Below are 18,946 nucleotides of genomic sequence, written 5' to 3'. Positions count from 1 at the left end.
CCCCTGCCGGCCATGGAAAACACTACGCCAGCTGTGTCACCGTCAGAGTCACGTATCCCCTGTTGTTGTCGTAAAAGCCCCAGGCATCGTTGGCAAAGCAGTAGAGGTAACCCCCCTTTTGCACCCCAAGCTCGGCCCCCTTGCCGATGATGAAGGTGCTGGAGGGTTCGGGTGTGCCATCCGGCTTTGGATTGCCCCCATTGGCCAAGGCGCCGATCAGGGTGAACCAGTTCGCCTCTTCCAGCCGCTTGGTCATCACGAAATTGGCCTGGGTGTTGCCGCTCACCTGGCCATACCAGGTCTCCACCTTGCCCAGGGCAGAGGCCATGACGTGGACGAAGGCCTTGTCATGTACCCCTTCAGGCCCGGCAGGAATGGTGGAATCCATCCACTCGCCTTGCGCCTCGAAGCGGTAGCGGCGCCCCGTCTCCAGATAGATGCCGGTCCAGAACCAGGGGTGGCGGGCATAGATGTCGAGGGTGATGCGCCCCTCGGCAGACCACTCGCGGGTGGGCAGATAGTCCATCTGGTCGATGGGCGGTGCCTCGCGCCTTTTCTGTACCGAGTCGTGGATGGCGCTCGAGCTCAGCACCGGCAGGCTGCGGGGGGTGGTCAACAGCAGCTTCATCAGGCCGACGTGGGATTCATGGAGCTGGTCCAGGGGGTTGGGATGGATCTGCTTTAAGGCCGACTCCTTGAACCTCAGGCCGCACTTTTTCGCCTCATCCATCATCCACTTCAGGGTCACATCCGCGAGCCCGTGCTCCTTGTAGCCCCCTCCCACGTCACTGTGCACCCCGGCAAACCAGAGCTGCACCAGATCCCGTTCGGGCGCAGCCTCCCACAGTGTCGGGGTGAAGCTGCCGCGCTGCTCGTCGATGGCGACGGCGTGGCGCGCCGTCTTCACGTGTGCGCCGAGTTTCACATCGTGGAACCTGTAGTTGTCTGGATTATCGAGCAGATTGAGCAACGCCTTGTCATCCGGGATGCCAAGGGCACCGACCGTATCCCATACACCGATGAAGCGGATCCCCCTGGAATCGGGATGAAAGTTCAAGTCCTCGAGCGCCTGACCATGGCGGTAACCCTTGCGGTAGATGCGCTGTACCACGGCGCTCATGCTCTCCTGCGGGGCAAACCGGACGATCCCGAAGCGTCCTATCATGCCTCCCAAACTGCGGGCGGTGAAGGCGCCCCGGCTGAAGCCGAACAGGAAGATCTCATCCCCCTGCCGATAGTTGGTCGCCAACCACTGGTAACAGTCGCGGATATCCTCGCTCAGTCCAAGCCCCAGGCTGCCCCCCAGGATCTTGTCTACCACTCCGCCGCTGCCGACCCCGGTCTGGTAGCGGGTCAGCTGGGTGTCATCGCAGCAAAGGGCATTGAACAGCCGGAAAACGTTGGTCGGGGCCAGCGATCCCTTGTCCTTGTTCTCCTCGCTGTTCCAGGTGCCGTCGCAACACACGATCAGTCTTCTGGTCATCACAGACTCCTTGTCTCTTGGTCATAAAGGAGGCGGCCGCAAGCCGTCTTTGGCAGCTTCATACTAGTCCAAAGCCAGTGCCCAGCCCCCATGAGACCATCAGATGATGCATGGTCACCGCTCCACGAAACCGCCTTGCCGAGTTCTGCCGCGCCCCCGCTATCTGTTACCATCCAGCCACGCTGATTGTTTCCGTCCCGGCCACGGGGCGGGATAACCCCATACTGGTGCCCTATGTCCATTGCCTCCTTCGCCGAACTGGCCCTCTCCCCCCGCTTGCAGCAAACCCTGACCGAGCTCGGCTACGCCGCCCCCACCCCGGTGCAGGCCAGCGCCATCCCCCTGATCCTCGCGGGGCGGGATCTGATGGCGGGCGCCCAGACCGGCACCGGCAAGACCGCCGCCTTCGTGCTGCCACTGCTGGAGCAGTTGCTGCAACACCCGACGAGCGATGGCCCTCGCCCCATTCGCGCCCTGGTGCTGGTGCCGACCCGCGAGCTGGCGGTGCAGGTTGCCGAGAGCGTCACACGCTACGCCAGAGGCACCGACCTCACCAGCACGCTGGTCTACGGCGGGGTGAGCATCGCCGCACAGGTGGAGGCGCTGAACGCCGGGGTGGATATCCTCATCGCCACCCCGGGCCGCCTGCTCGATCACCTGCGCCAGGGGGCGCTGAGCCTCGCAGCCCTGAGCCATCTGGTGTTTGACGAGGCGGACAGGATGCTCGACATGGGCTTTATGGACGAGATCAAGGCGCTGCTAAAGCAAATCCCGGCGGATCGCCAGACCCTGCTGTTTTCGGCCACCTGCGATGACAACCTGTTTGCCCTGAGCCGGGTGCTCTTGCGCGACCCTGAGCTTATCGAGGTTGCCGCCCGCAACACCACGGCGGCCGAGGTGGAGCAGCGGGTCTATGCGGTGGACAGCGATCGCAAGGTGGCGCTGGTCCAACACATGCTGACCGTGAAGGGCTGGGCACCGGCGCTCATCTTCAGCCGCACCCGCCAGGGGGCTGACAAGCTGGCCCAGCAGCTCGGCAAGGGGGGCATCAATGCGCTGGCCTTCCACGGGGATCTGTCACAGAGCGCGCGGGAGAAGGTGCTGCTGGCGTTTCGCGCCGGCACCCTGCAGGCCCTGGTGGCCACCGACGTGGCGGCCCGCGGGCTGGATATCAGCGATCTCAACTATGTGATCAACCTGGAGTTTCCCCATCAGCCTGAGGACTACGTGCACCGCATCGGGCGCACCGGCCGCGCCGGCAACAAGGGGCTCGCCATCACACTGTTCAGCCCCGAAGACGCCCCCCTGCTGGAAAAAGTCGAAGCCGTGCTCGATACCCGGCTGCCCCAGCAGTGGTTCCCAGGCTTTGAGCCGGATCTGACCCGTTTCGACCCCGAGCCGCGCCGCGCCAGCAAGGGCGCCCAGAAGCAGAAGGCCAGAAAGCAGGCCCTCGCAGGCAACAAGGGCGGCAAGGGACGAAAATCCTGACATGAATTTTTGCTGAGGGCAGCCATGCGGGTGCCCCAGCATCACCACTCTCCAGACCCTGGCCTGTGGGGTGACGCCAACCGCTTTCCTGCCTCTCCCCCTTGTTTTTCTCAACGCCCTCCTCCTCAGTCCGCTTGCCCTGGCCCGGCGACCCTTTGCCACACTCTGCTACAAAAGAGGTAGTCAGGGGGCACACTTTCGCCACAAAGCAGGCGTGCAATGGAGGCATGGACAAGGAGGACCTCATGAAACCCGCATCCCTCGGCTGGACCCTGCCCCTGACCCTCACCCTCATCTGGCTGTTTGGCCTGACCCAGTGGCCCGCCGGTCTCTGGCCCTGGCGCCATGAGCTGCTGATCCTGACCGGTCTGCTTGGCCTTGGCGCCATGACCCTCTCTTTGCTGCTCGCCCTGCGCCTGCCCAGGCTCGAAGCCTGGTGCGGCGGGCTGGATCGCATGTTGCACCTGCACCGCAGCAGCGCCCTCTGGGCCACCGGCACCCTGGTGGCCCACTGGCTGCTGGTGGAAGCCCCCAAGTGGGCTGTCGCCGCCGACTGGCTGACCCGGCCGGCGCGCCGCGGAGCTGGTGCTGGTGCTGGTGCTGGTGCTGGTGCTGGTGCTGGTGCTGGCAATGATGCCCTCTGGCACAGCCTCGGCAATACCCTGGGGGAATGGAGTTTCTATCTGCTGCTGGCGCTGGTGGTGGTGAGCCTGCTCGCCGTGGTGCGCTACGAGCGCTTCAAGGTGGTTCACCGGCTGGCCCCGGTCATCTATCTGATGGGCTGGCTGCACGGGCTCTGCCTGCTGCCGCGCATCGGCGCCCTGACCCCGGTCGGCCTGACCCTGCTCATCTGCGGCGGGCTGGGTGCCCTGGGGGCGCTCTACTCCCTGTTTGGCCGGGTGGGCCAAAATGCGCGCCGCCAGGGAAGGGTCAGCACCCTCACCCCTCTGGATGAGCGCACCCTGGAGATCCGGGTCGCCCTGGCATCTCCCCTGCCCGGCTACCGCCCGGGGCAGTTCGCCTTCTTCGACTTTGCCGGGCGCGGCGAGCCCCACCCCTACACCCTGGTCGATGTCTCGGCGGATGGCCGCACCCTCACTCTGGCGGTGCGCGCCCTCGGGGATCACACCCGCTGGCTGCACCGCCACCTCAAGGTGGGGAATGCGGTCACCGTGACCGGCCCCTATGGCGCCTTCGCCCTGCCAGATCCGGCCCCGGCGCTCTGGGTGGGCGCCGGTATCGGCATCACCCCCTTCGTCGCCTGGCTGGAGGCCCTGGTGCGCCGTGGCGAGACACGCCCCGGCACCACCTTGCTGCAATGCGCCCCCACCGCCGAGGCCGCCCCCTATCACGTTCATCTGGCCGAGCTGTGCCGCCGGGCCGGGGTCGAGTACCAATTGCACCTGGAATCCGAGCGTGGCCGACTGGATCTCGCCGCCCTGGGCCAACGCCAGCACACCCCGGTGTGGTTCTGCGGTCCCGAACCCATGGCCCACACCCTGGATGCCCATCTGGGCACCCCGCTGCACCGGGAGCTGTTTCGCTTTCGCTGACGGGCCAGTCGGTGCAGCCAGCCATCGGCAGCGCCGTTTTTCTCGGTGCGGGGCGCAGGCGGACCGGCAAACAGCAAGATTGTCCAAGCGAGAGGCACACCCTTGGGGCTAGATTAGGGGGGCAGTCTGGTACAGGAGGGAAAGATGGCGCAGGACAACCAGTTCATATTCGCACACAGTCAGCACCTGGCGAGCCTGACTGCACTGCGGGTCAACATGACGGAATTTCGCTACGACCGTCACGCCCACGAGGAGTACTCCTTCGGGGTCACTCTGGCCGGGCGGCAGAACTTCTTCTGCCACGGCGGAGCCCACTCCAGCCCGGCAGGCAGCGTCATCCAGTTCAATCCCGGGGATGTCCACGACGGTCATGCCGGTGACAACGCCAGCCTCGACTACACCATGCTCTACATTCCGCCCCACGAACTCACCCCGCTGTTTGCCGATGCTGCGGGCGAGCGGGCAATGGGGACCTACCGATTGTTGCAGCCCCTGGTGCGCGATGAGGCGCTGAGCGCCTGCATCCTCGAGCTGGCCCAGGCGGTGCGCGGCCAGGCCGACAGCATAGAGCAGGAGTTTGCCCTCTATCGCCTCGCCACCCGGGTGATGCAGCAGGCGGGACGTTTTGAGCCCAATGGCCGGGTGAGTCGCATCGATCGCCTCCTGCTGCAGGCCAGGGACTTTATCCACGCCCACTTTCAGCAGGATATCTCCCTGGCCGACATCAGCGCGGCGGCCAACATCTCCAAGTACCACTTCCTGCGGCTGTTTCGCCAACAGCTTGGCATCACACCCCATCAATACGTGATCAACTGCCGCATCAATGCCGCCCGGCGCGCCTTGGCCGCCGGAGAGTCAGCGCAGGATCTGGTGTACCGCTTCGGTTTCACCGATCTCAGTCACCTCAACCGTCGCTTCAAGCGCATCTATGGCATGACCCCCACCCAATACAGCGCCAGCCTGATCCGCTGAGCCCAAGGAACACCCCATGATTGAACTTCTCGCCTATGCCATCGGCATCATGTATACCCCTGGCCCCGTCAACCTTATCGGCCTCAATGCAGGCCTGGGTGGCCGCACCCGCGCCTCCCTTGGCTTCTTCCTCGGGGTCGGCTTGGCGATGTTCGTGCTCCTGCTGCTCTTTGGCTGGGCGGGCACCCGCCTGGTGCGGGAAGATACCCTGATCTATGTCAGCCAGGTGGGGTGCCTCTATATCGCCTATCTCGCCATCAAGATCGCCAGCGACAGCGGCGAGCTCGGTGCCAACGAGGCGCCTGCCCGCCCTCTGGGGGTGCGCAGCGGCTTCGTCATCCAGTTGCTCAACCCCAAGGCGATGATCGCCACCCTGCCCATCACCAGCATCCAGTTCCCGGCAGCCCAGATCCACGGCTGGAGCCTGCTGCCCTGGTCCCTGCTGCTCGGCCTGCTGGCCGCCGGCGCCCCCGGCAGCTACTCGATGGCGGGCAGTCTCATCGGACGTCATCTTCAACATCCTCGCTGGTTCAGGTACTTCAACCTGCTGATGGCCGCCCTGCTGCTCTACAGCGCCATCGCCCTGGCCTACCAGCATGTCTACCTGCCGCTGGCAGCCTGAACAGGTCAATTGCCCACGCCAAAAACGGTGAAACGCCACCGATGAAATGGCACTGCAACTGAGAAGACACAGGCCGGGCACTGCTGCACCGGCCTTTTCGGGTCATTTTCGCCATGGGCTGACTATCCTCAACAGGGTCTTGTGCCCAATATGGAGCTACCCATGGATCGCTACTACAAACACCTGGCCATCAGCGGCCTCATCTCCTTCGGAGGCCTTGCCCTGATACTGCTGCTGCAAACCATCCCGCTCATTTCCAACATCATGACCGCCATCTTCTTCGCCGGATCGGTGGGGGCCGTCATCAACAACTATTACCGTCTCGCCAGGCTGCACGACAGCGACGCCATAACCCACATCAGCCAACCCCGGGTGATCGTGACGCAATTTTATGTCTCCCTGCTGTTTTCCGGCATTCTCGGCTTTATCGCCTACGGACTCTTTGCCAGCAGCCTGCTCCAGGGGGACCTGTTTCCCAAGTTCAAACACATGGAGCACCCCTATGTCTCCTTGCAGACTCTACTGACCCTGGCCTCTCCTGCAACCAATCTGGATGCCGCCAAAGCCGTCATCTGGGCCTTTATCGCCGGTTTTTCCGAGCGATTCGTCCCCAATGCCATCGACGCCCTCACCAAGGCCGTCCCCCCTTCCGGGCAAGACACCCCGGGATAAGGGCCCGGGCAAACAGGAGCATTGCCACCCCGGGTGCAGACCGGACTACCCGGCATCCGGATGCAACACGCTGGCGCCGCCTGTTGTTCTCGTATCGCCATCACGGGCCAGCACCTTATCTCCTGGTGTCAACGCAGCAGTACAGCTGCCACGAGCAAGCCCTCATTAGGGCATTGATGCATACGGACTGAACAAGCATCATCTTGCCGCCCCTGGTCATGGATAAGAATGTTGTATGTCCTTTGATAAAAAGCACGGTGACTTCATCTTCAATGTGCAGGAACACCTGGTCACCTGCGAGCTGATCGGCCCTTTCAATGAAGAGGGTATGCTGGCGTGGATTGCACAGATAAAGTCCGTGGTGAACAGTCTGGACGGTAAGCGTTTCTGCGCCCTGGTGGATCATCGTCAGCATCAGGGGGTGGTGCTCTCCGCCCTGCCCCATCTGCAGGAGACCTATCAGTGGCTGACCCAGAAGAATCTGGTGGCCATCGCCTCCCTCTATTCGGCCAAGGTGCTCCATCACATCGCCCTCTCCTGCCTCTCTCTCACCCACCCAGACCATATCCGGGCATTCAACGACCCCCAAGAGGCCATCGCCTGGCTGGATGCGCAATATCGGGCGCGGTAGCCCACCCGGCCTAGCGTAATACCCACTATGCCGCGCACCAATCCGACCTGGGTTGATGCGCATTGTGCCGTGACGTCACCGGCCCGGTCTGGTTAAAAAGGCCGGTATCAACTCCCTCAGGTGCCACGCCCGGCAGCAACCGATGGCAGAGCCCCCAGCGGCTGGAAATGGGCCCCCGTCGGGAGTACCGCCTTGGCGACTGCCTGCCCCCGCACGGCAGCATCTCGGTCAAGGGCCATCCCCGCCGCCCGCACGCTGCCGCCCCAGAAGCTCGCCACCAGTATCAAGGCCCCGGCCAACCCGTATTTGATCCAGGATTTCATCGTCTTGCTCCCCTCTCGTTGGCCCTCGCCACCCTGTGGCAATCGGGCCCATTTATCAGTGGGCAGAAGATAGAGGGGATTTGTGAGGGAAAAATGAGGCTGTGTGAAGACAGGGTGAAGTCTTGGGAAGTCAGCAGCGAGTGGCGACAAAGATGGCGGTTGGCAATGCGAGGAATAAAGAGTTCTCAAGGCTCACCCCATGCCATCACCGCCTTGATGTAGGGACGATTAGCGCAGCGTAATCGTCCGCATACCGCCACGCCCCGAGTCATGGCAAGACCGGCAGGAAACTCTGAATATCACCTGCTTCTCGGCCACTACTTGTTCGCATTCGTCCGAATACGCTCACTATTAGAACCAATGCCCTAAAGCTAAACCAGACAGTATATACGGCCTATATCAACCGATTATCTCGTAACCAAGTTGATCTAGGGTTATATATGAGATACATATGTTATTGTCTTTTTCACTTTGACTTATTCTTTCTTTTTCATCGGCCTTCAATTCTGAATTCAATACCAAAATGAGATGTATTTCTGGTTTATGTCCAGTGATATCCTCATGAATTTGACATGCGTTTTTAATTCTACTAATGGAGAAGGCTAGGTATGCGGTCAACTGACTTGGATTCCTCAACCATTTCACTTCGAATATCTTGTTGTTTTTATTGTCTTTACTGGAAATGAACCCATCAAACTCTACAAATTTATTGTTTTGTGTTATCCGTACATTACGCTCTATCTCACCATGCGTTTGAGATACTAAATTCAAAGCCTTCTCTTCAATGTCCAATGCAAGCCTCATAGTAGCACCATGGCCTTGTTCATTAAGCTTTGCAATATTAATTGATGTGCTTTTAAATTTTTGTGGTGATGTGGGGGGAACCACTGATGCTATTTCTTCGGCTACAGCCTCTTCGACCTTTCTACGTAGATTATCTTCTTTGCTCAAAACTTCTTTTTTAAAATCAAAGTAATTTTTATCTTTGCTTATTATAGCGGCAAGATTTTGTAAAAACTCTAGTTCGGTGACTGCTGTTGCCACTATAAATATAGCTGCGAAGTATGTGGTCCAGTGAGAAGAGAAAAATGCAATAGATGTGACCAACATAATAGAGAACAGCTTTGTAGCATGGCCTCTTTGCTTTTCCATGAAGGTAATGCATAAACAAATGGCTGCCACTAGTAATGAAGCGGTTCCAATAAAATTTGGGTATGTATCTGGCGGAGGGAAATAGTTCATATTAAAAATAACCCCATAAATATATTCCCTTATCAGATTAACTATCTATAGTGGTGTTCAAATAGGCTCTATTGAAGCCTTTTATACGCGAAATTTATTGTTTTTTCTATAAGGATTTCAGTAATAAAATTAAATCTCAGATATCTTTCACACTTTTCTCAGCGCAAGGGGATTGGTCTCAATACTGGACCATCAGGAGGATAAAAAACCACCCGCATAGCGGGTGGTTTTGTGTTCGTTATCACAAGAAAAACTACTAATATTCAATCCCTGATGGCACTCACCCCAACGGCGGCGTCCGTGGCGGCACCATCCGCTTGCTGCCGGTGGACTCGAAGGCCGAGGCGAAGCGCAGCAGGTTGTTGTCGTCATAGGCGCGACCGGCAAAGGTCAGGCCCACCGGCATGCCGATATCGGCCATCACCCCCATGGGGACGGTGACGGTTGGCACGCCGAGGTGGCGAATGGCGAGGTTGCCGTTGGCAACCCAGATGCCGTTGCTCCAGGCGATATCGGCGGAGGCCGGATTCACATCCGCATCAGCCGGGCCCACGTCGGCGACGGTGGGGAACAGCACGGCGTCGAGCTTGAGCCCGTCCATCCAGTCCTCCAGATCCAGCTTGCGGGTCTGCTCCAGCCCACGCAAGCCGTCCGGCACAGAGGCAATCTCGTCAAAGCGCTTGATGCCGCGCTTGGCCATATTGACGTACTCGTCCATGCCCGCCGCCAGATCGCCCTCGCGGTTAGGCAGGGTGCCCGGATCGTGGGGGAAGATCTTCGGCCCATCGACATCGGCCAGCTTGTTCAACTTGGGATCGCCGTTGGCGCGCAGGAAGTCGTCGAACGCCCAGCCGGAGAGCTCCCACAGCTCGTCGTTGAGAAACTCCGGGCTCACGATGCCGCGATTGAACACGGTCGGCGCGCCGGGTCGGTCCCCTTCGCAGTTGGAGACCAGCGGGAAGTCCACTTCGATGACTTCGGCGCCAGCGGCTTCCAGCGCCTTGCGCGCATCTTCCCAGAGGGCGATCACGGTCTCGCGGGTATGGATGCGCTGACCGGTCGGGCCGCCGATGCCGGGATTGTCGCTGGTGCCGGCCAGTTCATCCTTGTTGATAAACATGCGCGGCACGCCGAGGCGCTTGCCCTTGAGAGCATCGGCCTTGGCAGCCAGATCCAGATAGGAAGCCGGACGCACTTCGGAGGCCTTGGGCAGCTGCACCCAGGGCTGCATGCGCCAGAGATCGCCGCGAGTCTCGGCATCGTCGGCGACCACCACATCCAGCACTTCCAGCAAATCATTCATGGTGCGGGCGTAGGGCACGACGACGTCCATGGTCGGGGTCAGGGGCCAGTTGCCACGCACCGAAATCACGCCACGGGACGGGGTGTAGGCGCACAGACCGTTGTTGGAGGCGGGACCCCGGCCGCTCGACCAGGTCTCTTCCGCCAGACCAAAGGCAGAGAAGCTGGCGGCGGTGGCAGTACCGGCACCGTTGGAGGAGCCGGAGGCAAAGGGCGCGGTCAGGTAGTCGGCGTTGTAGGGGCTCTCGGCGCGGCCATAGACGCCGCGCTGCATGCCGCCATTGGCCATGGGGGGCATATTGGTCTTGCCAAGGCAGATGGCACCGGCGGCGCGCAGGCGCTCAACGGTAAAAGCATCGCGCTGGGCCACCAGATCCTTGAAGGCCGGGCTGCCGGAGGCGGCGGTCAGCCCCTTGACCAGATAGCTGTCCTTGGCGGTGTAGGGGATGCCGTCGAGCGGCCCCAGGGTTTCCCCACGGGCGCGGCGGGCATCGGACGCTTGCGCCTCTTTCAGGGCATCGGGGTTGGGCACCACGACGGCATTGAGGCGGGTTTGTGTCTCGGGGCCGTCATAGGCGGCGATCCGGGCCTGATAGGCCTCGACCAGTTCGACCGCGGTGGTGCGGCCTGATTCGAGCGCGGCACGCAGCTCGGCAATGGAAACCTCGGTCACTTCGATCATGGGGATCTCCTGTAAAAGGGTGACTGTTTGTCATGATGATCGCCGCATCGGCGCCTGCGACCATCACATTATCAAGAGATAAAACCCCACGGCGTGGGGTTTTGAATACTAACTAGAACCGGTTTACGACCCGTCGCGAGAGGCCGTCAGCAAGATGAAGAGCAGCGCAGGAACCGGAGTGTATGTGAATACATGAGCCGTTTGTTCCACATAAGTGAGCTGCACATAAGCCTCTAATAACTGCCTCGCAGCAGGATCGTCATCCGGTTCTTATTTGCCGGAAGGGATCTGCTGGGTAATGCAGTGGATATTGCCACCCCCCAGCAGGATCTCCCGGGCCGGCACGCCGACCACGGTGTGCTCCGGGAAGATCTCTTCCAGAATGCGCTGGGCTTCGCCATCGGTGGCGGCATCCAGCAGCGGATAGACGATGCGATCGTTGGTGATGAGGAAGTTCACGTAGGAACCGGCCAGACGGCCTTCTGCCTCGCGCGGCACACCGCTGCCGCTCTCGACGCCGGCGGACTCTTCCTGGGTGCAGTAGAGCGGGCCCGGCTGGGGCAGCTTCCACACTTTCAGCTTGCGACCCTTGGCGTCGACCGCCGCTTCCAGCACCTGGAGGGCAGCCAGGGAGCGGGCGTACTGGGGATCGTTCTCGTCATCGGTCCAGTGCAGAGCCACTTCACCCGGGCGCACGAAGCAGCACATGTTGTCGATGTGGCCGTCGGTCTCGTCCATGTAGACCCCTTCGTCCAGCCAGATAACGCTCTTCACACCCAGATAGTCGCGCAGGTAAGCTTCGATCTGCGCTTTGGTCAGGTGCGGGTTGCGGTTTTCGTTGAGCAGGCACTCGGCGGTGGTCAGGCAGGTGCCTTCGCCATCCACATGGATGGAGCCCCCTTCCAGAATGAGCGGCGCGTCGTAACGATCCATGCCGTGCTGTTCCAGCATCCGGGCTGCGACCTCTTCATCCTGGTTCCACGGGTAGTAGAGCCCCCCCTTGTGGCCGCCCCAGGCGTTGAAGCCCCAATCCACCCCACGGCACTCGCCTGCGGCGTTGGTGACGATGGTGGGGCCAGTGTCGCGGGCCCAGCAGTCATCGCTGGCCATCTCCACCAGGGTAACGTGGGCGGGCATGATGCCACGGGCCTGCTCCATAAACTGGGCCGGCACCCCCATAAAGACCGGCGTCGCGCCACCGATGGCATCCGCCACCTTGGCGAAGGTGGCTTGGGCGAAGCGACCGGCTTCCCGCCAGTTGTCCGGGCGGAACGGCCAGATCATCCAGACGGCCTGCTGGTGAGCCCACTCGGCGGGCATGGTGAAGCCGTCGGCGGCCGGCGTGGTGTTCATGGTCTTGATGCTCATCGCAAGGCTCCTTGCATGGATTGAGGCCCCCGATTTGCCTGGGAACCCTGAAAAAATAAGAGTGGGTCGCAGTGTAAGAAGTTGCGCGCCCATCCATCAAATGAATAGGATTAATTGTCCCATAAACACGGCGAATAATCCCCCCCATGAAACTGCACCAGCTCGACCTCAATCTGCTGCTCGCCTTTGACGCCCTGATGACGCAAGGGAGCGTGACGCGCGCCGCCGAATCGCTCTTTATCAGCCAGCCCGCCATGAGCCACTCCCTCGGCCGGTTGCGGGCCTTTCTCGGCGACCCGCTGCTGGTGCGCACGCCCCAGGGGATGTTGCCGACTCCCCGGGCCCAGCGCCTGCACCTTGGGGTGCAGCAGGCACTGCGGCTGCTGGAGCAGCAACTCTGGGAGGAGGACGAGTTCGCGCCGCGTCAGTCGAAGCGCCGCTTCGTGCTCTGCACCACGGATTACGTGGAGTGCGTGCTGATCCCGCCCCTTATCCAGCGCCTCAGGAAGCTGGCGCCGGGCGTCACCATCGAGATCCGCATCCTGCGCGATACCCTGCCCGAAGCCGAGCTGGCGAGCGGCGAGATAGATCTCGTGCTGGGGTTTGACGAGTACATGCAGGTGCCGGGGTATCTGGGCAAGGAGACCTGGCTCACCGAACCCCTGGCCGGGCTGGTACGCGCCACCCTGGAGCTGGAGGAGGAGCGCATCACCCTCGACCAGCTAATCGAGATGCCCCATGTGTTCCACTCGCCGCTCGGCACCTCGGAGGCGAGCCTCGACCGCTATTTGCAGAGCCTGGGCCATAGCCGCACCATCTCGGTCAACAGCCAGAGCTATATGTCCGCCGCCGCCATCGTGAGCCAGAGCGATCACCTGCTGGTGCTGCCCAGCATGGTGGCGGAGCTGCTCGCCAGCCACTGGCCGCTGAAAAGCCTGCCCCTGCCCGACGACGTGCCGGACTATCACCTCAACTGCGTCTGGCATCCGGTCCACGCCCAGCAACCGGCGTTGATCTGGTTGAAGGCGCTGATGAAGGATCTGGTGAATCCGGGCTAAGCGGCAGCGGCTGGCATACCAAAGCAGCATGCGCAGCAGCCGGCCCAGGTGTGGCTCAAGCATCTGATGAAAGAGCTGGTGACTCCTGAATAACCCGACGGCGTGTGACTCCCCCCCTCATCCCCAACCCTTCTCCCGCAAGGGGAGAAGGGAGCGGATCTGCGCCACTGGCAGCATCGCAAACAACCCGTCTGCTAGGGCGAAATACATCCCACCAGCACATCGACCTATCGATTCATCAGTTCATCAGTTCATCAGTTCATCAGTTCACAGTTCGCAGTTCACAGTTCAATGTCACACCACGATGGCCCCGAGATGACCAACAAAATGACAACTGTCACTCGATCTGTCCCCTCTCTCTGGGAGAGGGCCAGGGTGAGGGGACGCCACCCACTCAGTCACCAGACCGGGGAATGGCTATATCTAATAGGTTCAAACAGCTCTTGATAAGCACCATGAGAACCCATCCGTTTGCCAGGCGCATGAGGCGCGAAGCCACCCTTGCCGAACAGAAACTGTGGCTGCAATTGCGCGACCGCCGCCTGGCTGGGGTGAAATTCCGTCGCCAGATACCCATCGGGCCCTACATTGTCGATTTCATCTCTCTTGAGCAGAGGCTGATCATCGAGGTAGACGGGTCACAGCACAACGAACCGGCCGGACGGCAACATGATGGCGCAAGAACGGCCTACCTCAATCAGCAGGGCTTTCGGGTGATCCGGGTGTGGAATAACGATGTATTGAGTCGAATGGAGGCCGTACTGGAACTTCTTTTGCTCTCTTTGCGCTGAGCACGAGCCCTCCCCCTCATCCCCAGCCCTTCTCCCATTCTTTTGTAAATAAGTGGGAGAAGGGAGCAAACAACCCGGCGGCGTGTGGCATCCCCAGAAACAACCATGGCTCCCGCAAGGGGAGAAGGGAGCAATCAACTCGGCGGCGAGTGACCTCCCCATAAACAACCATGGCTCCCGCAGGAGCCATGGTTGTTTATGGGCGGCGCATCACGCCCGCAGGGCGCTCATCATCCGGGCAACGACACCGGCCAGCAGAGGGCGGTCGGGGTGACACTGGGCGAAGGTGACCAGTCCCTGGATATGGACCTGCAAGAAGGCGGTCAGGGTGGGGATGTCCCCCTCTTTTGCCAGCTCTCCCTGCGCCTTTGCCAGGGCCAGCTGCCCGGCCAGATCCTGTTCCAGCTCGCCGTAGATGGCCTTGAAGCGAAGGTGCAACTCCTCGTCCTGCTCCGCCAGCTCCATCAGGGTGCGGGTCAGCAGGCAGGAGCCCTGCAGGGCATCGTCCACCACCTGCTCGAGGAAGGCGTGCAGCCCCGCCAGCGGGCTGGGCTGTGCCAGGCAGCGGCGGCGCAGGGCCCCCTTCTCTGCCACATAGTGATCGACCGCCGCCAGCAGCAGGCCGCGCTTGTTGCCAAAAGCGGCATAGAGGCTGCCCGGGTGCAGGCCGGTTGCGGCCACCAGCTCCTGCATGGTGGTCTTGGCATAGCCTTTGGCGCGAAAGGCTTCCATGGCGTTTCGCAAGACGGCATCCCGATCGTATTCGGCGCTGCGCATGGGGTCTCCGGTGGCAAGGTCCCGCGGGACGGAAAAAACAGGGCGGCAAGTTTACCCCAGCCTCCCCCGTCAATCCATGTTGAATGCTTGCTCAAAAAATACTTGCACACAAACCAAAAAACGTCTTGAATGCCCGTTCAAGAATCACTCCCTCAGGACAGACGATCATGAATACCCTGTTTCAGCCCTATCGCCTCAACGACACCCTCACCCTCGCGAACCGTTTCATGATGGCCCCCCTCACCCGCTGCATGGCTGGCCCGGGTCTGGTGCCCACCGAACAGATGGCCGCCTACTACGGCCGCCGCGCCGACATCGGCCTCATCATCTCCGAAGCCACCATCATCCGTCCGGACGGGCAGGGCTACCCCAATACCCCGGGGCTCTACAGCGCCGAACAGATCGCCGGCTGGAAGAAAGTGACCGGCGCCGTGCATGCCAACGGCGGCAAGATCTTCGCCCAGCTGTGGCACGTGGGCCGTCTCTCCCACCCCTTCTTCCACCACGCCGAAGTGCTGGCCCCCTCCGCCGTCGCCCATGAGGGCACGGTGCCGCGCATGCGTGAGCTGGTCTATCAAGTGCCGCGCGCCCTGACCGAGCGCGAAATCGCCCAACTGGTCGAGGATTACGCCCAGGCCGCCGCCAACGCCATCGAGGCGGGCTTTGACGGGGTGGAGATCCACGGTGCCAACGGCTACCTCATCGATCAGTTCCTGCACCACGCCAGCAACCTGCGCACCGACAACTACGGCGGCAGCCCCGAGAACATGAGCCGCTTCGCCCTCGAGGTAGTGGATGCCATCGCCGCCCGCATCGGCGGGGATCGCACCGGCCTTCGTCTCTCCCCCGGCGCCTATGTGCACCTGGAAGGGGATGCCCGGGATCGCGCCGTGTTCGACCACCTGCTGGCCGAGCTGAACCAGCGCAACCTGGCCTATCTGCACCTGGGTATCTTCGATGACAGCCTCACCTTCGACTACCTGGACGGCCGCGCCTCCGACTACCTGCGTGCCCGCTACGACGGCCACCTGGTGGGGGTCGGCAACTACAGCGCCGAGACCGCGCTCGAGGCCATCGAGGCGGACCGCTTCGACCTCGTCGCCATCGGTCGCCCCCTCATCGCCAACCCGGACTACCTCGCCAAGGTGAAGCAGGGAGAGGCGCTGACCCCCTATGCCGACACCATGCTGGCGGAACTGGTCTAACCCTCGCCGGCGCCTTGCCTGACCAAGGATGGGATCCGCGCCCCCGCGCGGGTTTCCAATGTTTGGGCCCTCTCCCGGGCCCTTTTTTCTGCCTGCCTTTCGCCCTTTTTCACGCAAATAGTTGTCATCAACAACCAAATGATGGTATTGGTTGCGCATAACAACCAAATACCATCACAAGGAGACAACCCCATGGATCCCCGCCCCCTGCGCGCCCTGTCGAGGGAACTGGTACGCGAACTCGGCATGCTCTCCCAGCAGTGCGGCTCGCTGGCCCTGAGCCCCCTGGAGGCCCACCTGCTCATCGAGCTGGAGAACGGTCCCGCCACCAACCAGCAGCTTGCCGAGCGCCTTCGCATCGACAAGTCCAACGCCAGCCGCCCCCTGGCCCGCCTCGCCGAGCGGGAGCTGATCGCCTGGCAACCCCACCCCTCGGACGGGCGCAGCAAGGAGGCGAGCCTCACCGAGCCGGGCAAGGCACAGCTTGAGGAGCTGCACCGGCAGATGGACGAGACCATGGCGGGGGCCCTGGCCCAACTCTCCCCCGCCGAGTGCGAGCAGATCTGGGAGGGCATGCGGCTCTATCGCAGCGCCCTCTCCCGCGCCCGCCGCCAGCAGGGGTTCGTCATCCGCCCCATCACCCCGGCCGACAATCCCCGGATCGCCGCCGTGGTGCGCGCCGTCTCCGCCGAATACGGCCTCACCGCCGACAAGGGGTACGGGGTGGCGGATCCCAACCTCGATTTTCTCCACGAGACCTATCAGGGGGAGCGCAGCCGCTACTGGGTGATTGAGGGACCGGACGGCACAATTCTCGGCGGGGGTGGCATAGCGCCGCTGGCGGGGGCAGCGGATGTGTGCGAGCTGCAGAAGATGTACTTCCTGCCCGCCCTGCGAGGGCTGGGGCTGGGACGGAGGCTGGTGTTGCAGGCGCTGGCCGAGGCTCGCGCCCTGGGTTACCAGCGCTGCTATCTGGAGACCACCGCCGTGCTGCGGGAAGCCACCGCCCTCTATGAATCCCTGGGCTTCGAACACCTGCCGGGGCCCCTTGGCTGCACAGGCCACGACGCCTGCGAGATCTGCATGGTACTGGCGCTCGACGGGAAGGAGGGGAGATGAGTGAACCAACCCGACTCTCTGTCGGCATACGAGATGTCAGCTTCGGTGAAAGGGTGAAGCTGGTTGAGCCTGTCAATCTCTACGGCTGTACCCTGGCTGACGATGTCTTTGTCGGCCCCTTCGTGGAGATACAGTCGAACGTCTCCATAGGTCGCGCAACCCGCATCCAGTCCCACAGCTTTATCTGTGAGCATGTGACCATAGGTGAGCGCTGTTTTATCGGTCACGGCGTCATGTTTGCCAATGACCTCTTTCAAAGCGGCGCCCCCGACCCGGATCCCGCCAGTTGGGGCCGAACCCACATCGGGGATGGGGTATCCATCGGTTCAAACGCCACCATTTTGCCGGTACGGATATGCCAGGGAGCCGTCATCGGTGCCGGCGCAGTGGTGACCCGGGACATCACTGTCCCTGGCACCTATGCCGGCAACCCCGCCAGATTGCTGCGAACTTTCTAGCCAGAAGCGCCAATTCCCCCCTCCCCCCCCTTCTCCCGCAAGGATAGAAGGGGGCCGGACAGGCAATCTGTCGATACCCCGCGAGCCCGTTTACCCCGTATCACGGCCCCTGGCTGACACCGCGCCTCCCCAGAAGAGCGATTGCCATCCATCTCATGGACAGTGACACATAACGCCTGTCAGGCTCCAACCCGCTGGGTATAGTGATCAAAGGCGATTACCTTTTGATACCCCTCTGATTCATAAAGTAATTTTGCAGGTTGATTGGAGACAGCCGTCGCCAGTTTGACGGTCAGGGCATCTGTCTCCCTGGCAAAGCTGGCCACCCGTTTCAGCAGCGCTCTTGCCACACCCTGCTGGCGAGCTGACTCGACGACATAAAGATCATTGAGGTACCACATCCTCTTCATCGCGACGGAAGAGAATGCCGGATACAACTGGACAAAGCCTGCCCACTCTCCCGCCTCGTTGCGTGCCAGAAAGATAACTGAATCCGCCCCCTGAAGGCGTTCTCCGATGAATCGGGTTGCCTCATCACTGTCCGGCGCTTGCCCATAAAACTGCCGATAGGCATCAAACAGACGGCTGGTTTCTTCAATGTGGGCCAACGTGGCCTGGAATATCTGCATGGCATCTCCTTGTCACCCTTCCCTGCACAGCGGTGCAATAGGATGGGGCCGTATGGCAAATACAGTGTCGGGTTTAAGAGGGGAAATAGAACCAGGCGGTCTGGATAAGACCCTCCTTCACCTCGAACACCGCCACGCTCTCGATGGGCTCGGGGGAGAGGCCATGGATCTTCTCGTGATCAAACACCTTGTTGCCCAAGACGGTGCGTGACAGCAGCTCGGCCTTGAGCAGCGGGTTGTTGAATCTGTGCTGTGCATAGAAGGTTCGCAGCGCCCCCTTGCCGACTGTGCTCGGCGTCTCGGTCGGCATGCGATAGCCTTTGAAATCCGGGGCAAAGCAGGCCACGAAGGCGTCGAGATCGTGGGCATTGTAGGCGGCAAACTGCGCCTCTACGGGTTGGGTGACGGACATGTCTCTCTCCATGCGTGAAATTTAAATCACTTATCCTTGATTTTTATTCACCCATCAAGCCCCGGATGGGGATCGCCGCCCCTTCCAATGACACGCCCCATAACAAAAAACCCCGCCGAAGCGGGGTCTTTCTGGTCATCAGCCACCCGCTGTGCGCGG

At 61.5% G+C, this 18,946-nt stretch carries 19 protein-coding genes; 11 read left to right on the top strand and 8 right to left on the bottom strand.

Translation table 11 applies throughout. The features are described from left to right. Nucleotides 1-22 precede the first annotated feature (22 nt). On the bottom strand, nt 23-1,483 hold the full coding sequence (locus AB5Y80_RS04300; RefSeq protein ID WP_103260783.1) for a DUF2235 domain-containing protein: 1,461 nt from the start codon (nt 1,481-1,483) through the stop codon (nt 23-25). Nucleotides 1,484-1,717: 234 nt separating this feature from the next. Between AB5Y80_RS04300 and AB5Y80_RS04295 the strand changes: the two genes are divergently transcribed. The 6 genes from AB5Y80_RS04295 to AB5Y80_RS04270 all read left to right on the top strand — a co-directional run bounded on the left by AB5Y80_RS04295 (nt 1,718) and on the right by AB5Y80_RS04270 (nt 7,421). Continuing rightward, a complete protein-coding gene (locus AB5Y80_RS04295; protein ID WP_103260784.1) occupies nt 1,718-2,971 on the top strand; it encodes a DEAD/DEAH box helicase in 1,254 nt (417 codons plus the stop codon). A gap of 227 nt (nt 2,972-3,198) precedes the next feature. Continuing rightward, nucleotides 3,199-4,524, top strand: coding sequence for a ferric reductase-like transmembrane domain-containing protein (locus AB5Y80_RS04290; protein ID WP_368172553.1), 1,326 nt, complete (start codon nt 3,199-3,201; stop codon nt 4,522-4,524). Between the two features lie 144 nt (nt 4,525-4,668). Continuing rightward, entirely contained in the window at nt 4,669-5,496 is an 828-nt protein-coding gene (locus tag AB5Y80_RS04285; RefSeq protein WP_041214560.1) for an AraC family transcriptional regulator, read from the top strand. A gap of 16 nt (nt 5,497-5,512) precedes the next feature. Next, nucleotides 5,513-6,118: a LysE family translocator gene (locus tag AB5Y80_RS04280; protein ID WP_368172552.1), complete on the top strand. Its 606-nt coding sequence runs from the start codon at nt 5,513-5,515 to the stop codon at nt 6,116-6,118. 162 nt (nt 6,119-6,280) lie between these two features. Next, complete coding sequence (locus AB5Y80_RS04275; RefSeq protein ID WP_213320728.1) at nt 6,281-6,790, top strand: hypothetical protein; 510 nt, start codon at nt 6,281-6,283, stop codon at nt 6,788-6,790. 235 nt (nt 6,791-7,025) lie between these two features. Further along, a complete protein-coding gene (locus AB5Y80_RS04270; RefSeq protein WP_368172551.1) occupies nt 7,026-7,421 on the top strand; it encodes a hypothetical protein in 396 nt (131 codons plus the stop codon). 116 nt (nt 7,422-7,537) lie between these two features. Here the strand turns inward: AB5Y80_RS04270 and AB5Y80_RS04265 are convergent, their stop codons facing one another. From AB5Y80_RS04265 to aguA, 4 genes are all read right to left on the bottom strand, one after another. After that, complete coding sequence (locus AB5Y80_RS04265) at nt 7,538-7,744, bottom strand: hypothetical protein (RefSeq protein WP_182955064.1); 207 nt, start codon at nt 7,742-7,744, stop codon at nt 7,538-7,540. Nucleotides 7,745-8,143: 399 nt separating this feature from the next. After that, a complete protein-coding gene (locus AB5Y80_RS04260; RefSeq protein ID WP_368172550.1) occupies nt 8,144-8,896 on the bottom strand; it encodes a hypothetical protein in 753 nt (250 codons plus the stop codon). A 370-nt stretch (nt 8,897-9,266) separates the two neighbouring features. Then, on the bottom strand, nt 9,267-10,970 hold the full coding sequence (locus tag AB5Y80_RS04255; protein WP_368172549.1) for an amidase: 1,704 nt from the start codon (nt 10,968-10,970) through the stop codon (nt 9,267-9,269). 270 nt (nt 10,971-11,240) lie between these two features. Next, nucleotides 11,241-12,338 carry an agmatine deiminase gene (aguA, locus tag AB5Y80_RS04250; RefSeq protein ID WP_368172548.1) on the bottom strand — a complete coding sequence of 366 codons (1,098 nt, stop codon included), beginning with the start codon at nt 12,336-12,338 and terminating at the stop codon, nt 11,241-11,243. A 146-nt stretch (nt 12,339-12,484) separates the two neighbouring features. Here aguA and AB5Y80_RS04245 point away from each other — a divergent pair, with 146 nt between their 5' ends. Both AB5Y80_RS04245 and AB5Y80_RS04240 read left to right on the top strand, forming a co-directional pair. Next, nucleotides 12,485-13,396 carry a LysR family transcriptional regulator gene (locus AB5Y80_RS04245; protein ID WP_048206938.1) on the top strand — a complete coding sequence of 304 codons (912 nt, stop codon included), beginning with the start codon at nt 12,485-12,487 and terminating at the stop codon, nt 13,394-13,396. A gap of 455 nt (nt 13,397-13,851) precedes the next feature. After that, nucleotides 13,852-14,187, top strand: coding sequence for an endonuclease domain-containing protein (locus AB5Y80_RS04240; protein WP_323951464.1), 336 nt, complete (start codon nt 13,852-13,854; stop codon nt 14,185-14,187). 210 nt (nt 14,188-14,397) lie between these two features. Here the strand turns inward: AB5Y80_RS04240 and AB5Y80_RS04235 are convergent, their stop codons facing one another. After that, nucleotides 14,398-14,964 carry a TetR/AcrR family transcriptional regulator gene (locus AB5Y80_RS04235; protein ID WP_010672924.1) on the bottom strand — a complete coding sequence of 189 codons (567 nt, stop codon included), beginning with the start codon at nt 14,962-14,964 and terminating at the stop codon, nt 14,398-14,400. Nucleotides 14,965-15,131: 167 nt separating this feature from the next. Between AB5Y80_RS04235 and AB5Y80_RS04230 the strand changes: the two genes are divergently transcribed. The 3 genes from AB5Y80_RS04230 to AB5Y80_RS04220 all read left to right on the top strand — a co-directional run bounded on the left by AB5Y80_RS04230 (nt 15,132) and on the right by AB5Y80_RS04220 (nt 17,746). Continuing rightward, nucleotides 15,132-16,169, top strand: a complete 1,038-nt coding sequence (locus AB5Y80_RS04230) for an alkene reductase (RefSeq protein ID WP_324050408.1) — start codon at nt 15,132-15,134, stop codon at nt 16,167-16,169. A gap of 192 nt (nt 16,170-16,361) precedes the next feature. Further along, complete coding sequence (locus AB5Y80_RS04225) at nt 16,362-17,288, top strand: bifunctional helix-turn-helix transcriptional regulator/GNAT family N-acetyltransferase (protein ID WP_214003440.1); 927 nt, start codon at nt 16,362-16,364, stop codon at nt 17,286-17,288. Continuing rightward, nucleotides 17,285-17,746 (top strand): acyltransferase, encoded by a 462-nt coding sequence (locus AB5Y80_RS04220; protein ID WP_039039413.1) that lies wholly within the window; start codon nt 17,285-17,287, stop codon nt 17,744-17,746. The genes AB5Y80_RS04225 and AB5Y80_RS04220 overlap by 4 nt, the downstream gene beginning before the upstream one ends. Before the next feature lie 179 nt (nt 17,747-17,925). On the opposite strand, the gene AB5Y80_RS04215 is transcribed toward AB5Y80_RS04220, so the two are convergent. Together AB5Y80_RS04215 and AB5Y80_RS04210 are read right to left on the bottom strand one after the other, a co-directional pair. Beyond that, nucleotides 17,926-18,375, bottom strand: a complete 450-nt coding sequence (locus AB5Y80_RS04215; RefSeq protein ID WP_216944689.1) for an N-acetyltransferase — start codon at nt 18,373-18,375, stop codon at nt 17,926-17,928. A 73-nt stretch (nt 18,376-18,448) separates the two neighbouring features. Further along, complete coding sequence (locus AB5Y80_RS04210) at nt 18,449-18,787, bottom strand: nuclear transport factor 2 family protein (protein WP_171865568.1); 339 nt, start codon at nt 18,785-18,787, stop codon at nt 18,449-18,451. Between the last annotated feature and the right edge of the window lie 159 nt (nt 18,788-18,946).

The sequence above is a fragment of the Aeromonas sp. R2-1 genome, assembly GCF_040908425.1.
In the GTDB taxonomy this organism is placed as follows: domain Bacteria; phylum Pseudomonadota; class Gammaproteobacteria; order Enterobacterales; family Aeromonadaceae; genus Aeromonas; species Aeromonas caviae.
The sequence above is the reverse complement of the archived record's forward strand: the minus strand, read 5'-3'. Positions and strand labels throughout refer to the sequence as shown.